Genomic DNA, 15,399 nt, shown 5'->3' with positions numbered 1-15,399 from the left:
CTTTAACCCAGTTGTTGCAGAAGGCGAGAGATTACATCCTGAATTTGCACACCTTCAGCACGGGCGGCAAAAGTTAGCGCCATGCGGTGGGCCAGAACAGGCTGGGCCAGTGCTGCAACATCATCCAGGCTGGGGGAAAGTCTGCCATCCAACAAGGCGCGTGCGCGGGTGGCCAGCATAAGCGTTTGTGCGGCACGCGGGCCGGGGCCCCAAGCAATTTGTTCACGCAAGGTGGCATCCTGCGTGGTTTCTGGCCGGGCGTTGCGCACCAGGTTGAGAATGGCATCCAGCACTTTTTCACCTACCGGAATGCGGCGCACCAGTGCCTGTGCTTCCAGCAGGCTTGCAGCATCCATAAGGGTTTGGGGCTGTTCTGTTTGTGCGCCGGTGGTGGCCAGCAGCATCTGCCGTTCCGCAGCTTCATCAGGGAAGGAGAGCGGAATTTGCAGCATAAAGCGGTCAAGCTGCGCTTCTGGCAGCGGGTAGGTGCCTTCCTGCTCCATAGGGTTCTGGGTGGCCAGAACATGAAAAGGGCGTGGCAAAGGGTATTCTGTTCCGGCTACGCTTACGCGGTGTTCCTGCATGGCTTGCAGCAGGGCAGACTGTGTGCGGGGGCTGGCGCGGTTGATTTCATCCGCCATCAGCAACTGGCAGAATACCGGGCCGGGCACAAAGCGGAAGCTGCGGTGGCCAGAGGCATCTTCATCCAGAATTTCACTGCCCGTAATATCGGAGGGCATAAGGTCTGGCGTAAACTGCACGCGGCGCGAATCAAGCCCCAGCACTGTTCCCAAAGTTGTGACCAGCAATGTTTTGCCCAAACCGGGTGCCCCCACCAAAAGCGCGTGGCCACCAGCAAGAATGGTGGCAAGCGTTTGGCGGATAACCTGTTTTTGGCCAAAAACAATGCGAGAGGTTTCCTGCTGCACGGCTTGCAGCCGTTCGCAGATACGGTCTGCCTCCCGCACTTCGGGAGGAGAGGAGGGCTGTTGCGCGGGCTGCGATGCGTCTGATGCGGTCATGGTTCCAGTGTGAAGCACATACGGGGCTTACATCAAGCGGGGTATCATCCCTATATCATCAGGATGACGGTATGGACACGTATTACAGGATGATAGGCCAGTGAAAGGCGAACACGCAGTGAGTGGCGACAGTCTTGCCTGTTCGGGGCATCAGGAAAGCCCGGAAAGAAAAAGGCATGACTTGGGATACCTGCCTTTTCTGGTGCGGCGCGATGGCGTGTGGCTTTATAGGGGCACGCCCATAAAGCGTAAGGCCATGCTGTGCATGTTTGGCTCCATGCTCACGCGGGATGAAAAAGGGGCATACCTGCTGCGCTCTCCTTTTGAGACCGGGTATATTGAAGTGGAAGACGTGCCTTTTCTGGCGGTAGAGCTGGATTGGACAGGTTGCGGCAGAATGCAGCGTCTGTGTTTTCGCACCAATATGGATGAAGTGGTGGTGGCCGGGCCGGAGCACCCGATTCGGACAGATTGGAACATGCCGCCAGAAGCGTGCCCGGATAGTTGCCCGCCCTATATCCGCCTGCGAGAGGGGGATGATAGGCGCTTTCCGTTAGAAGCGCGTCTGTCTCGCCCAGTGTGGTACGAGCTGGCGGCTTTGGCAGAACCAGGCATGTGCCAAGGTATTCCCTGCATGGGCGTGTGGAGCTGCGGGTGCTTTTTTCCGCTTGCCAGGCAATCATCCGGCACAGATTGCGACGCATGACCCGCACTTTATTGCACCGGCTGGCTCCTGCGCGTTTGCATGCGCTGGAGCAGATATGGGCCGTGCTGCCTGAAGCACGGCTTGTTGGCGGTGTGGTGCGTGACCTGATGGTGGGGCGCGCTATTGCAGATGTTGATCTGGCAGTGCCGCAACCGCCTGAAGAGGTTATGCAAGGCCTGAAGGCGCAGGGCATTACAGTTGTGCCTACTGGGTTGGCGCATGGCACAGTTACAGCGGTTATCGATTCCGAGCCCTATGAAATCACCACCCTACGGCGCGATGTGGAAACAGATGGACGGCACGCCGTGGTGTGCTGGACAGACAACTGGCAGGAAGATGCCGCACGCCGAGATTTTACAATCAACGCCATGTCCTGTGACAGCACGGGTGCTGTGCATGATTATTTTGGCGGCCAGCAAGATCTGGCAGATGGAATTGTGCGCTTTGTAGGCGATGCCACGCTGCGGATACAGGAAGATGCCCTGCGTATTTTGCGGTTTTTTCGCTTTTGGGGGCGCTATGGGCGTGGGCGGGCAGATGCACAGGCCATGCAGGCCATTACGGCGCAGGCGGCGTTGCTGAACGGCCTGTCTGTTGAGCGGATATGGTCTGAACTTAAGCGCATTCTGGCTGGGCCGAAAGCGCAGGAGGTTGTGTATCTGATGCAGCAGGCCGGTATTCTGCCTGTTCTGTTGCCAGAAGGTGCAAATGTGCCTTTGTTTGCACAGTTGATGGCGTTTAATCCGCCAGCAGATGCACTGCTGCGGCTTGCTGCTTTGGTGCCGAATAAAAGCGCAGATATGGCACGCCGCCTCAAATTTTCTCGCGCTGAAGCCGCACGCCTCAAAGCCACGCAGGCTGAACCGGTGCCTTTGCCCGAGATGTCCGATGCGCAATTACGCCATTTATTGGCAGATACCCCGCCAGATGTTTTGGCTGCACGCAGTTGGCTGCATCAGGCACGGTATGCTGATGTTTTGGGCGAAGAACTGCGGCAACGTTTAGCGCAGCTTGAAATACCTGTGTTTCCGATAGCAGGGCGAGATTTGCTAGAGGCAGGCTGCCAGCCGGGGCCGCACGTTGGGCAGGTGCTGAAAGATGTGCGCAACTGGTGGCAACAAGGCGGTTGCAGCGCAGATAAACAGGCTTGTCTGGCCTATGCGTTAGAGCTGGCGAAAGCGTTGCCATAATAAAACCATGCGTCAGCCTCTTACGCGAAAGGGGGGGAGGCTGTTAGAGAAGACGCATGACGTCACAAGCATCTGCTTCCTCTACCCGTTCGTCCCGTTCTTCCCGCGATTTATTGCCGGATGATACCCGCGTGCTTCTGAGGCGGTTATGGCGGGAGCAGGTGCGCCATTTTCCCGGTAACCTTACGGCCGTTGTGCTGCTTACGGTACTAACCGCCGGGCTTACCGCATTGTACCCGCTGGTTATTCAGCGTGCGCTGGATATGTTTTCCAGCCATGATTCCCGCATTCTGTATCAGGTGCCGCTGTTGGTGGTGCTGATTACGGTTGCCAAATCCATTTCTCAATACGCGCAAACGCTGGCGTCTCAGGGGTTGGTGCTCAAGGTTATTCGTGGTTTGCAAAGCGAGATGTTTGCGCATCTGATGCAGGCGGATATTACCGATGTAGAGCGTGAAGCTCCGGCCAAACTGGCAGCACGTTTCACCACGGATGCCGTTTCTATCCGTGAAGCCATGATCCGCGCAGTAAACTCGCTGGGTGATGTTGTGACCGTGGTGGGGCTGATTGCCTCCATGTTCTATATGGATTGGGAACTCAGCCTGATAGCCGGTCTGCTTTACCCTATTGCCGCAGTACCTATTCAAAAGCTGGGCAAACGCGTGCGCCGTGCTTCTGGCGGCATGCAGGAACGGATTGGGGAAACCGCTGCTTTTCTCACAGAAAGCTTTAGTCAGGCTCGTACTGTGCGCGTGTATCGGCTTGAACAGCGCGAGGAAGAACGCGCGGCCATTTCCTTCGATCATCTGCATCAGGCCATGCTGCGCATTACGCGCGGTCGTGCACGTGTTGACCCCTTGCTGGAAGCGCTGGGTGGTTCTGCCGTGGCTGCCGTATTAGGTTTTGCAGGGTGGCGGGCCGCTATGGGCGGGGCCACATTGGGGGATTTTTCCGGCTTTGTGGCGGCTTTGTTGCTGGCAGCACGCCCCTTGCGTGCATTAGGGGCCTTGAACGCCGCCTTGCAGGAAGGGTTGGCTGGGCTTGTGCGTATTTTTGAAATTATTGATGAAAAACCCGCCGTGGCAGATAGCCCCAATGCTGTGCTTCTTGGTGCCGGGCAGGGTGATCTGGTTTTTAAAGATGTTGGCTTTGTTTACCCAGATGGTCGTGTTGGTCTTTCTGGCCTGAATTTTGAGGCCAAGCCGGGCTTTACCGTAGCGCTTGTGGGGCCATCTGGTGCGGGTAAATCCACCGCGCTTTCCCTCGTGCCGCGGCTGCATGATGTCACATCAGGCTGTATTTTGTTGGATGGGCAAGATCTGCGGGATCTCACACTGGCCAGCTTGCGAGATGCCATCGCTTATGTCAGCCAAGATCCGCTGCTGTTTGACCTTTCTGTGCGCGACAACATTTTAATAGGCCGTCCCACCGCCACGGAAGAAGAGGTTCAGGCAGCGGCCAAGGCAGCCGCGGCTGAAAAGTTTATTCTGGCCTTGCCCGCAGGGTATGAAACCATAGTGGGGCCGGGTGGGCAGCGCCTTTCTGGCGGCCAAAGGCAACGTGTGGCTCTGGCGCGCGCCCTACTGCGCAACCCACGCCTTCTGCTGTTGGATGAAGCGACAAGCGCGCTGGATAGTGAGAACGAAGCCGCAGTGCAGGACGCTTTGGTAACCCTGCGTAAAGGGCGTACAACGCTTGTGGTGGCGCATCGTCTTTCCACCGTACGGTCAGCAGATCTGGTTGTGGTCATGCAGGAAGGCCATGCTGTGGAATGCGGAAACCATGATGAACTCATGGCGCAAAACGGCCTGTATGCGCGGCTGGTTAGAACACAGGGGCTGGAACGTTAAAGCCAGCGCAGCAGATTGGGCGTGGCAAACTGCGTCTTTTTTACAGCAAAACATTAAAAACCCAGGTTGCATGTGTGCTGAATGCCATGTGCGACTTGATGCCTGCTTGTGAACATGCCACAAAACTGACCGACCAGTTCGGTCAGAGATGGATTGACCGAAAAAGCAGGGTATGCGCCGTGCGTTTGAGATGGCAGGGAACAGTATGACAGACGACCACAACGACCAGTCTTCCGCAAATACCGGCGCACCAGCCAAGCCAGAAGAAAAGAAAAAAGAGAATCCCCGCCGCAAGATCATTCTCACTGGGGTTATTGCCGTGCTGGCTGTGGGGGCCGGTGTGTACTGGTTTATGACTCGCAATGAAGTTGAAACCGATGATGCTTTTACCGCCGGGCGCGCCATTACCATTGCGCCGCATGTTAGCGGGTATGTGACAGAACTGCTGGTGAACGATAACCAGTTTGTACGCAAAGGGCAGCTTCTGGCGCGCATAGACCCGCGAGACTGGAAAGCCGCGCGAGATCAGGCTGCTGCACAGGTTGAAAGCGCGCAGGCATCTAAGAACGCCAGTGACATGATGCACATGGTGGCTATGCTGGAGTTTCCCGGTAAGCTGTTGCAGGCAAAAGGCCAGCTAGAAGCCGCCAAGGCTCAGGAATTTAAGGCGCAAACAGATTTTCGCCGCCAGCATGTGGTAGAACGTGCAGCAACATCGCAGCAGGATATAGATTCAGCCCGCGCTGCGTTGGATGCGGCTAAAGCCCGCGTGATAGCCGCGCAGGGTGCCGTGCAGATGGCCATGCCTGTGCAACCCAATATTCAGAACACCGCTATCCAGATCACTCAGGAAGAGGCCGCAGTTAAAACCGCACAGGCCCGGCTGGAAACGGCAAACCTGAATCTGGAATGGACAGAAATTCGCGCCCCGCATGATGGCTGGATTTCCCAACGTAATCTGGAACAGGGCAACTACGTGCAGCAGGGCCAGAGCGTTATTTCCATTGTAGAGCCAGAAGTGTGGGTGGTGGCCAACTACAAGGAAACCCAGATTACCCGCATGAAGCCCGGCCAAAAGGTGGATATCAAGGTAGATGCCTATCCATCTCTTAAGGTGCATGGGCATATTGATTCACTGCAAAAAGGCACGGGCGCGCAGTTCAGTGCCTTCCCGCCAGAAAACGCAACCGGCAACTACGTAAAAATCGTGCAGCGCGTGCCGGTTAAAATCCTGATTGATGATGGGCTGGACCCCAACCAGCCGCTGGCACTTGGTATGTCCGTGGTGCCCACCGTGCATGTTGATACAGAAGGGCATTCTGATGCGCCGCCGCGTGACGGGGCAGAACCAGCAACCCCGGCTGCGCAATGAGCACACAGGCCGAAGTAGCCCCCGGCGGGTGGAAGCCGAAGCATAATCCGTGGACAGTCGCCTTTGTTGTTACCATGGCGGCGTTCATGGAAATTCTGGATACAACCATTGTGAACGTCTCCCTGCCACATATCGCAGGGAGCCTGTCCAGCACGTATGATGACGCCACGTGGACATTGACCGCCTATCTGGTGGCCAACGGGATTGTGCTGACAATTTCCGGTTGGCTGGGTAAGGTTTTTGGCCGTAAGAACTACTTTCTTATCTGCATTGTTATGTTTACCGTATCGTCGTTTTTGTGCGGTACGGCCACCAGCCTTGCAGAACTGGTTGTTTTCCGTCTGTTACAGGGCTTTTTTGGCGGAGGGCTTCAGCCTAATCAGCAGTCCATTATTTTGGATAGTTTTCCGCCCGAAAAACGTGCCGCAGCGTTTGGCCTTACCGCCATTGCGGCCGTTGTGGGGCCGGTTATTGGCCCAACGCTGGGTGGGTGGATTACCGATAACTTCTCTTGGCGCTGGATTTTCTTCATCAACGTGCCATTCGGGTTTTTAACAACCGTTGGCGTTATGGCGTTGGTGGAGGACCCGCCGTGGGCGCGCAAACAAAAAGCCCCAGTGGATGCCATTGGTATCAGCCTGATTACTATTGGGTTTGCCAGCCTTGAAGTGATGGTGGACCGTGGTGAGGATGCAGACTGGTTTGGCTCCACCTTCATCCGCATTATGGGTGTGCTGGCGTTTTTGGGCATTGGTGGCGCTGTTTTGTGGCTGTTGCACGCCAAAAACCCGGCAGTGGATTTGCGCGTGTTCAAGGATCGTAACTTTGCGGTGGGCACAGCACTTATGGGGGCAATGGGCGCGCTGCTTTATGCATCCGCTATTATTGTTCCGCAGTTTGCCCAGCAGGTTATGGGGTACACGGCCACTATTTCCGGTTTGCTGCTTTCTCCGGGGGGGATTGCCGTTATCTTCCTGATCCCCATAGTGGGTAAGCTCATGACGCTCATGCCTGTGCGCAATGTGATTGCGCTTGGTTTTGGGCTTATGGGCATTGCTCTGTTTTGGTCAGCCCATTTGTTGCCATTGCTGGACTTCCATCACCTCATGCTGTTCCGCATGAGCCAGACGGCCTGTTTGGCTTTTCTGTTCGTGCCGCTTTCCACCATTGCGTATTCCACCATTCCGGAAAAACTGAATGCAGATGCTTCGGCATTATTCAGTATGGCGCGTAACGTGTTGGGGTCTTTGGCTATTTCTGGTGCCACGGCACTGCTTACAGAGCGGCGGCAGGCGCATCAGTCTTACATGGTGCAGTGGATGACGCCGTACCATCAGCCGTATAATGATTATCTGGCGCAGGCCAAGGGTGTTGCCACAGCCCACGGATACGCCCCCGGCGCGGCACAGGCCATTGCACAGCACACCCTGTTTCAGGAATTCACCCGGCAGGTGGCTATGTTGTCTTACAATGAAGTGTTCATGATCTTGGGTATAGGCTCGTTTCTTTGTGTGCCGTTCTGCTTCCTGTTTTCTGCCATTACAGGCAGCGGCAAGACGACTGGCGCACACTAAACAGCGCAGCAAAAAGCCAATACAAAAAAGCTCCCTGACTATAGACGGTCAGGGAGCTTTTTTATTGCGCGTTAATTTTTATGAGCGCGGTTTTGTAAACTGTGCAAAATCCTGCGCCAAACGTTCATAAATTGGTTTTTTAAACCCCACATTCTGCTGGGGCAGGGTGGCCAGATCTATCCATTGCCATGCGTCAAATTCCGCAGGGGTTTGGGCATCCAGCCGGATATCGGCATCTGTGCCTTCAAAAGCCAGAGCAAACCATTTTTGGGTCTGGCCCCGATACTTGCCACCCAATGCGCGCCCTATAAGCTGCTGGGGCAAATCATACGTAATCCATTCGGGATGTTCGGCCAAAATACGCACTTTGTTTGTGCCAATTTCTTCTGCCACTTCGCGCAGCACAGCTTTTTCTGGTGCTTCTCCGGCATCAATACCGCCTTGAGGGCATTGCCATGTGCCTTCATTCAAAGGGCCGCCAGCGCCGGGCATATCCGTACGCCGGGCAATAAAAACGCGCCCATCAGCATGAAAAATCATGGCCCCAACATTGGGGCGATACGGAAGGGACGTGGAGCTTACATCTCTCATTGTTGCGGTTGGCCTTGCTGCTGCACCCGTGGGTTGGTGAGGTTGACATGCATGCTGCCATCTGCGGCGGCTGGGCCATAGGCGGACATATCCGGCGGCAGAACAATCTGGCTAACTGGCACCAAGGCAATGCCCATATCTTTCAGGTGTGGTAACCATGCGCGCAGGCAGGCCATGGCCACTGGCCGTAATGGCCCCAGAATGCCAATGGCGCGCCCATTCTGCCGTGCCAATTGCTGAAGTTTCAGCAACTGGATATCAATATTTACAATATCGGTATCCGTGTTCACCACAACATCAGCGGTAGCAGCACTACTGGCGCCTTCGGTTTGCGTGCCCGGTGTAGCATCCAAGTAAAGCAGGCCGCGCTGATCTATGGCTTTTACCAAAGATTTAAAGCTTTCAGATTGCGGGAAGCTACCACCATTTTGCCCGGCAAAGGCATTGGTAACACCCACATATCCCGCCAGATGAGAAAGCGCCCAGTTCAGATTATCCATGTTCTGTTGGGGGGAAAGCAGCAGCCCAAGTGCTTTGGGCCCGGCATCTGTATTTTTGCTGGCGTTATCCTGAATGGGGAGAGAAAGCAGTGTTTCATGCCGATGTTGGCGTGCTGCGTTCATCAGTTCTTCAGGGTTGGCGGCATAGGGTGAAATACCCAGAGAAACCGGACCGGGTAGGGAGTTTATGGCTTCTGTTGTCAGATCATCTGTCTGATCTATGCCATCAATCAGCAAAGCCACCATGGGGGTGCCGGGCGGCACATCCACAGCAGGAGCGGCATAAACCTTTTTGGGTGTGCGATCATGCGCACCCACTTTGGGAAGCGGAAAGCCCCCCGGACCATTCTTGCTTTCCAGCAGATCAGCTTGCGGGCCGGGAATGGTGGTGCGCTGTATGGGGGAGGATTGTTTGGCAGCGGACTCTGCCGAAACATCAATATCCTGCCCCTCAATGGAAAGGCCGGGCGGCCCCATAACCTCCAACCCTATGGCCAGCGCCACAGCGGCTGTAGCGCACCCGCCCCAAAAGCGAATAAAGGCGCGCCCGTTAGAGGGCAGTTGCTGCCAGAGCGATGGAGTGTGCATGGCCTTTCCCTTTCGCGCCCTTAGTGGTGCGTTGCACTATCCGTTTTAGCGGGTTGCTTGGCAGGCGGCAGAGATGCAGCCGGATCTGGAGAAGGCAGGCCAGCCATAAAGCGCACAATGCGCAGGCCTTCCTGAAGCTGGAAGTCTGTTGCAGGCTTATCGTATTCAAACTCCGGCCAGTTTGCTGGCGGTTCGTTTGGAATATCCTTGGCAATGGCTGGCAGATCCGTGCGCGGCTGTGCCTTGGTCTGGTTGCCGCCCTGATTTTTCAGAATATGTTCCAGATCAGCTTCGCGCAGGCTGAAGGCCGGATCTTCTCGCGTTTCCTTCACCACAATATCCGGCGTGATGCCCAGTGCCTGAATAGAACGGCCAGAAGGCGTATAGTAGCGCGCGGTGGTTAGGCGCACGGCACCATTACCCGGAATGGGGATAATAGACTGCACAGAGCCCTTACCAAAGGAGCGCGTACCAATCAGCACCGCACGGTGATGATCCTGCAATGCGCCAGAAACAATTTCGGAAGCCGAGGCGGAGCCACCGTTAATCAGCACGACCAAAGGCAGGCCATCTGTAATGTCGGTGCCGTGTGCATCCCAACGCTGGCTGTCTTTGGGGTTGCGCGAGCGGGTGGAAACAATCTCACCCGAACGGATGAAGTTGGAAGAAACATCCACAGCCTGATCCAGCAGGCCACCCGGATCGTTCCGCAGATCCAGCACCAGCCCGGCCAGTTTGCCGCCAGCCTGCTGCTTAAGGCTGTTATAAGCTTTCAGCAGCTCTTTTTCCGTGGTTTCGTTAAACTGAGCTACGCGGATATAGCCCACCCGATCATACAGTGCAGATTTCACAACATCGATGTGAATCACTTCACGCGTTAGCGTTACCACAATGGGTTTAGGTGTTTTTTCGCGCACCAGTGTCAGGGTGATTTTGGTGTTGGCCTTGCCACGCATTTTCTTAACGGCTTCATCCAGCGGGGTGCCGTCAATCGGGTGGCCATCTACGGCAATAATGTAATCACCCGGCTTGATGCCAGCCCTAAAGCCCGGCGTGCCATCAATGGGGGAAACAACGCGGATATGCCCATCCTGCTGCTGAAGTTCCAGACCAAGGCCGCCAAATTCGCCCTTCATCTGCACCATCATGTCATCATACTGTTTTTGCGTCATGTAGGAGCTGTGCGGGTCCAGCCCGCTCAGCATACCATTCAGCGCATTGGTAATCAGATCACGGTCTGAAACAGGTTCCACATACTGTTGGCGGATCATGTCCATAACCGTGCCAAACAGCGTTAGCAGCCGGTATGTTTCAGCGTGGTTTGTGGTGGGCGTGGCATCTGGCGCCGTGGCAGCCTGCGCAGGGGCTGCAACAAGGGCGGAGCCAGAAAAATGGCCCGGATGAAAAGCCAGGGCAAGGCCGGTTAAGGCAGTGGCGCCGAACATCAGACCTGTGCGGAACTTCATGCGATCGTCTCTCCTGTCGCAGGGCTGTATGTAGCCCGTGCGTGTTCTTCCTGTCTTTTCAGCCAGCACAATAGGGGTGCGGCCAAGGTTTTACGCGCATAACCAGATGTTCTGGCGCTGGTTGGGCAGAGTAACCTTTGTGATCCTGCTTGGCAAAGTGCCAGCGTGTTTTCTGCCATTACAGAAAAGGCGCGGGATTGATGGTTTTCTGCCCATGGCGTAGCTGAATGAACAGCGTGCCAGAGCCTCCGGAACTGCTCATCTGTCCTATAGGTGCGCCCTTTGTCAAACTCTGGCCCATATCTACGGCCAGTCCGCTTAGGCCCGCCATGATAAAGCGGTAATGGCGGCCGCAATTCAGAATAAGCATTTGCCCATAAGTGCGGAAAGGGGCTGCAAAATCCACCGTGCCAGCACAGGGGGCGCGTACACTGGCACCGGGAGGCGTGCGGTATGTCATGCCCGTAGCGGGGCCAGATTCGGTAGCAGAGCCCCAGGTAGAAATAAGTGTGCCTGCAACGGGCCGCAGGCCAGATCCAGCAGAAGGATGCTCTGTAAGCCCCGGCCCTTGTGTTTTCACCATAGCGGCCATTTTGCGGCGTGCGGCTTCTGCCCGCGCGGCCTCATGCGCGCGTTCTGCGGCAGCTATTTCTTTTTGCAAGGCAGATTCGGCCTGTGCCTGGAGGGCATCCAGTTTAGAAACAGCATCCTGCAAACTGGCAGCCCGTTGTGTTGCTGTTTGCAGTTGGTGGTTGGTGTTTATGGCCGTGGCAGACGCCTGCTTCTGGGCTTCTCGCGCAAGGGCGGCCTGTTGGCGCACGGTATCGCGCTGGTGGCTTTGGGTTTGTTCAAGCTGGTTCAGTTCGGCCAGCTTGTTTGTTAGCGTGGTGTTGAGTGCCGTCAGCCGGGTTTGACGGGCGCGCATGCCTTTGGCTTCCTGCTCCATTTGGCGGGAAAGCCCGCGCAAAACCAAAAAGCCGGTAATGGCATCACCCTGCGGCATGGGTGCAGCCAGTAAGGTATCAGACGGATAAAGAGAAAGACGTTCTGCCAATGGAAGGATAGGGGCAAGCGCGTGAGCATCTTGCACTAAGGCGGCTTGAAGCGAAGCCTGCTCTTTTTTTACATCCGAGATCTGATCTTGCAGATCAGAAAGCTGCTGTTCTGTGCTTTGAAGTTGCGATGTGGCGCTAACTGTTGCTGCAGAAAGCGCAAGGGCACGGTTTTTGGCTTCTGCCGCGGCAGCCTGCGCAGCCTCATTCTGGCTGCGAGATTGTGCAACAGCGGCGGCTTGCCGGGCCTTTTCCTGCTCCATGGCCTCGTGCTGCGCATGGGCTGCGTTGACGGCAGCCTGAGCTTCTCGCACAGAACGATCCGACATCACGGAAGGTTCTGCTGCCTTTTTGCTTTTGCGCGTATGTGTGCTGTGGGGCTTGCTTTCCCGCACAGAGGTTTTGGCCGCAGTTTGCGTGGGATGATGTGCTGTTGCGGCTTTTTTATGATGTGTGGTTGCAGCCTGCAAAGGCATTGCCGGATAGCCCACTAGCAAAGCAGGCGCTGCAACCAGAACCGCCGTGTATCCGGCCAGTTTCCCCCACTGGAAAGACGGGCAGATAGAAGAAGAAAAAGGCCGGATACGTTTCATTCAGCGTTCAAGCAGGGAAGAGCCTGTCATTTCCGCAGGTTTTGGCAAGTTGAGGAGAGCCAGTAGCGTGGGGGCAATATCTGCCAGCCTGCCACCATCACGTAGGGCGGATGCGCCCGAGCCATAGGCAATAAAGGGCACAAGGTTAAGTGTGTGCGATGTATGCGGGCCGCCGGTTTTGGGGTCTTTCATGGTTTCGCAGTTACCATGATCTGCCGTTACCAGCAGCGCACCATGTTGTTCTGCTATGGCCTGTGCAATACGGCCCAAGCCGGTATCTACGGCTTCTACCGCTTTTACGGCCGCATCCAGCTTACCCGTGTGGCCGACCATGTCCGGGTTGGCAAAGTTGAGAACAAGCAAATCATATTCACCACTTTTAATGGCGGCTACGGCTTTGTCTGTTAATTCCGGGGCGGACATTTCGGGTTGCAGATCATAGGTGGCTACTTTGGGGGATGGCACCAGAATACGATCTTCCCCTTCAAACAGTGTTTCGCGTCCACCGTTCATGAAGTAGGTGACGTGCGGATATTTTTCCGTTTCCGCCATGCGCATCTGTTTAAGGCCAGCGCGGGAGACAACCTCGCCCAACAGATTTGTCAGCTCCTCTGGCGGGAACAGAATGGACATGCGTTTGGAAAGCGTATCGCTGTAATGCGTCATGGCCACAGCGGCGGCAAACTGCACAACCTTGCCACGTGCAAAGCCGTTGAAATCAGGCTCCAGCAAGGCATCCATCAGTTGGCGGATACGGTCTGCACGGAAGTTGAAGGAGAGAATGCCATCTCCATCCTTCATGCCGGTGTAACCTTCCAACACAGTGGGGACGATAAATTCATCTGAAATATCGGCCTGATAGGCGTTGTTCACCGCATCTTCTGGCGTTGCAGCCGTTGGGCCTTTTGCGCTTACAATCGCGTTGTAGGCTTTTTCCACCCGGTCCCAGCGTTTATCGCGGTCCATGGCGTAGTAGCGGCCAGAAATGGTGGCGAGCGTTGTGGAAGAAGGCAGATCAGCCCGTAGTTTTTTCAAAAACTCCAGCGCAGAGCGTGGGGCGGTATCGCGCCCATCTGTAAACAGGTGGAACGCCACCGGCACGCCCGCTTGCGCAACAATGTGTGCGAGGGCTGCGGCATGATCCTGATGGGAATGCACGCCACCGGGAGAAACAAGGCCCATCAGGTGGCAGGTGCCGCCGGTTTTTTTCAGCGTGGCAATAAAGTTTTCTATCACCGGGTTGCGGGCAAGGCTACCATCCCGAATGGCGGTGAAAATGCGCGGCAGTTCCTGCATGACCACACGGCCAGCACCAATATTTAAATGGCCAACTTCGGAGTTGCCCATTTGCCCTTCAGGCAGGCCCACATCTTCGCCACTGGTGCGCACAAAGTTGTGCGGGTTGTTCTGCCACAGCTTGTCAAAATTGGGGGTGCGGGCAATCTGCACCGCGTTGTCTGATTGATCCTCTCGCCATCCAAACCCATCAAGGATGACAAGCATAACTGGTCTTTTTTGTGGGTGGGATGTGGAGGCCATAGGTTTAAACCTTTTTATGTTTTTGTTTATGCGTGAATAATGCCACCAAATTGCATGAAGACAAAGAGGGCAAGTGCAGCAGGTGCCCGCATGCCCAAACACAAAGGGCAGCCCCCATACAGAAGCTGCCCTTGTAAAAGCCTTAACGCCTAAAAGTTTTCAGGCGCGGCGCACAATGTAAGATTTACCCAGTTCCTGCGTGATAAGGGCAGCGTGTTCCGGGTCTCGCGCTTCTATCATTACTTCCAGCTGAGCAGCCTGCACGGAAGGTGCAGCAAACAGGCGCTGGTGCGAAACTTCGATAATATTGCCGCCAGCTTCCCCAATGCTTTTGGAAATATCGGCCAGAACGCCCGGGCGGTCTGGAATTTCCATAATCAGGCGCAAAATGCGGCCATCACGCAGCATGGCGCGCAGCAGGGTGTTGGCCAGAATACGGCTATCAATGTTTCCGCCAGAAATAGGCAGGGCAACTTTTTTACCGCGGAACATATCCGGGTAAGTCAGCAGGGCGGCAAGCCCGGCAGCGCCTGCGCCTTCACTTACCTGTTTGGCGCCCTCAGCCAGCAGGGTAATGGCGTTTTCAATAGCGGATTCAGAGACAACCAGAACCTGATCAACCAGCTTGCGGATAACCTCATCCGTTTGGCGGCCAATTTGCAGAACGGCAATACCTTCTGCAATGGTGGCACCACCATTAGGGCGCGTGGCCGGGCCGGGAAAAGCACACAGGGAATCATACTTTTCCACCTGTACGCCAATCAGCTTAATATCCGGGCGCATGGCGCGGGCCGCCACGGCACAGCCAGAAAGCAAGCCACCACCACCAATTGGCACCACCAGCGCATCCAGCGGCCCGGCGTCCTGAAAAAGCTCCAGCGCGCAGGTGCCTTGGCCCGCCATAACTGCGGGATCATCATACGGATGGATAAAGGTGCGGCCTTCACGCGCTTGCAGGTCTTCTGCAAACATCAGGGCTTCTGCAAAGCTTTCGCCTTCCAGAATAACACGGGCCCCCCAATTGCGGGTGCGCACCACTTTGCCTGCCGGTGTAAACTTGGGCATGACAATAACGGCATCAATACCCAGCAGGCTGGCATGGCGGGCCACACCCTGCGCATGGTTGCCAGCAGATACGGCAATGACACCACGGCTGCGCTCTTCGGGAGAAAGCAGCGCCAGCTTGTTGGCGGCGCCACGCTCCTTGAACGACCCAACAGCCTGAAGATTTTCAAGCTTAAGGGTAATATCAGCCCCAGTTGCCTTGGAAAGCGCGTGAGAAGCAATGGTGGGCGTACGGATCACATTGCCGCGGATACGATCTGCCGCGGCTGTGACATCCTCAAACGTGATCAT

The 15,399-nt window shown here is 55.8% G+C and carries 12 protein-coding genes; 5 read left to right on the top strand and 7 right to left on the bottom strand.

What is annotated here, in order from left to right:
- Nucleotides 1–2: 2 nt before the first annotated feature.
- Complete coding sequence (locus tag ACP7IZ_RS01605) at nt 3–1,040, bottom strand: AAA family ATPase (protein ID WP_128105143.1); 1,038 nt, start codon at nt 1,038–1,040, stop codon at nt 3–5.
- 82 nt (nt 1,041–1,122) lie between these two features.
- Here ACP7IZ_RS01605 and ACP7IZ_RS01600 point away from each other — a divergent pair, with 82 nt between their 5' ends.
- The 5 genes from ACP7IZ_RS01600 to ACP7IZ_RS01580 all read left to right on the top strand — a co-directional run bounded on the left by ACP7IZ_RS01600 (nt 1,123) and on the right by ACP7IZ_RS01580 (nt 7,714).
- Nucleotides 1,123–1,728: a DUF1285 domain-containing protein gene (locus ACP7IZ_RS01600; RefSeq protein ID WP_426847579.1), complete on the top strand. Its 606-nt coding sequence runs from the start codon at nt 1,123–1,125 to the stop codon at nt 1,726–1,728.
- Nucleotides 1,725–2,918: a CCA tRNA nucleotidyltransferase gene (locus ACP7IZ_RS01595; RefSeq protein WP_426847578.1), complete on the top strand. Its 1,194-nt coding sequence runs from the start codon at nt 1,725–1,727 to the stop codon at nt 2,916–2,918. Before ACP7IZ_RS01600 ends, ACP7IZ_RS01595 begins: the two co-directional genes overlap by 4 nt.
- Before the next feature lie 56 nt (nt 2,919–2,974).
- Nucleotides 2,975–4,768 (top strand): ABC transporter ATP-binding protein, encoded by a 1,794-nt coding sequence (locus ACP7IZ_RS01590; protein WP_426847577.1) that lies wholly within the window; start codon nt 2,975–2,977, stop codon nt 4,766–4,768.
- A 172-nt stretch (nt 4,769–4,940) separates the two neighbouring features.
- Complete coding sequence (locus tag ACP7IZ_RS01585) at nt 4,941–6,140, top strand: HlyD family secretion protein (RefSeq protein WP_426847576.1); 1,200 nt, start codon at nt 4,941–4,943, stop codon at nt 6,138–6,140.
- On the top strand, nt 6,137–7,714 hold the full coding sequence (locus tag ACP7IZ_RS01580) for a DHA2 family efflux MFS transporter permease subunit (RefSeq protein ID WP_063353877.1): 1,578 nt from the start codon (nt 6,137–6,139) through the stop codon (nt 7,712–7,714). Before ACP7IZ_RS01585 ends, ACP7IZ_RS01580 begins: the two co-directional genes overlap by 4 nt.
- Nucleotides 7,715–7,792: 78 nt before the next feature.
- Here ACP7IZ_RS01580 and ACP7IZ_RS01575 read toward each other — a convergent pair whose 3' ends face one another.
- From ACP7IZ_RS01575 to ACP7IZ_RS01550, 6 genes are all read right to left on the bottom strand, one after another.
- Nucleotides 7,793–8,305: an RNA pyrophosphohydrolase gene (locus ACP7IZ_RS01575; protein WP_426847575.1), complete on the bottom strand. Its 513-nt coding sequence runs from the start codon at nt 8,303–8,305 to the stop codon at nt 7,793–7,795.
- Entirely contained in the window at nt 8,302–9,393 is a 1,092-nt protein-coding gene (locus ACP7IZ_RS01570; protein WP_426847573.1) for a divergent polysaccharide deacetylase family protein, read from the bottom strand. Before ACP7IZ_RS01570 ends, ACP7IZ_RS01575 begins: the two co-directional genes overlap by 4 nt.
- 20 nt (nt 9,394–9,413) lie before the next feature.
- The gene (locus ACP7IZ_RS01565) at nt 9,414–10,859 is read right to left on the bottom strand and encodes a S41 family peptidase (protein ID WP_035351569.1); all 1,446 of its coding nucleotides are present in this window, start codon (nt 10,857–10,859) and stop codon (nt 9,414–9,416) included.
- A gap of 178 nt (nt 10,860–11,037) precedes the next feature.
- On the bottom strand, nt 11,038–12,504 hold the full coding sequence (locus ACP7IZ_RS01560; RefSeq protein WP_426847572.1) for a murein hydrolase activator EnvC family protein: 1,467 nt from the start codon (nt 12,502–12,504) through the stop codon (nt 11,038–11,040).
- Nucleotides 12,505–14,043 carry a 2,3-bisphosphoglycerate-independent phosphoglycerate mutase gene (gpmI, locus tag ACP7IZ_RS01555; protein ID WP_426847571.1) on the bottom strand — a complete coding sequence of 513 codons (1,539 nt, stop codon included), beginning with the start codon at nt 14,041–14,043 and terminating at the stop codon, nt 12,505–12,507. It abuts the gene before it with no gap.
- 159 nt (nt 14,044–14,202) lie between these two features.
- The gene (locus tag ACP7IZ_RS01550) at nt 14,203–15,399 is read right to left on the bottom strand and encodes a threonine ammonia-lyase (RefSeq protein WP_426847570.1); all 1,197 of its coding nucleotides are present in this window, start codon (nt 15,397–15,399) and stop codon (nt 14,203–14,205) included.

It is taken from the genome of Acetobacter sp. AAB5 (assembly GCF_050106715.1).
GTDB classification, from domain to species: Bacteria; Pseudomonadota; Alphaproteobacteria; order Acetobacterales; family Acetobacteraceae; genus Acetobacter; species Acetobacter oryzifermentans.
This window is presented reverse-complemented; position numbering and strand designations above follow the sequence as displayed.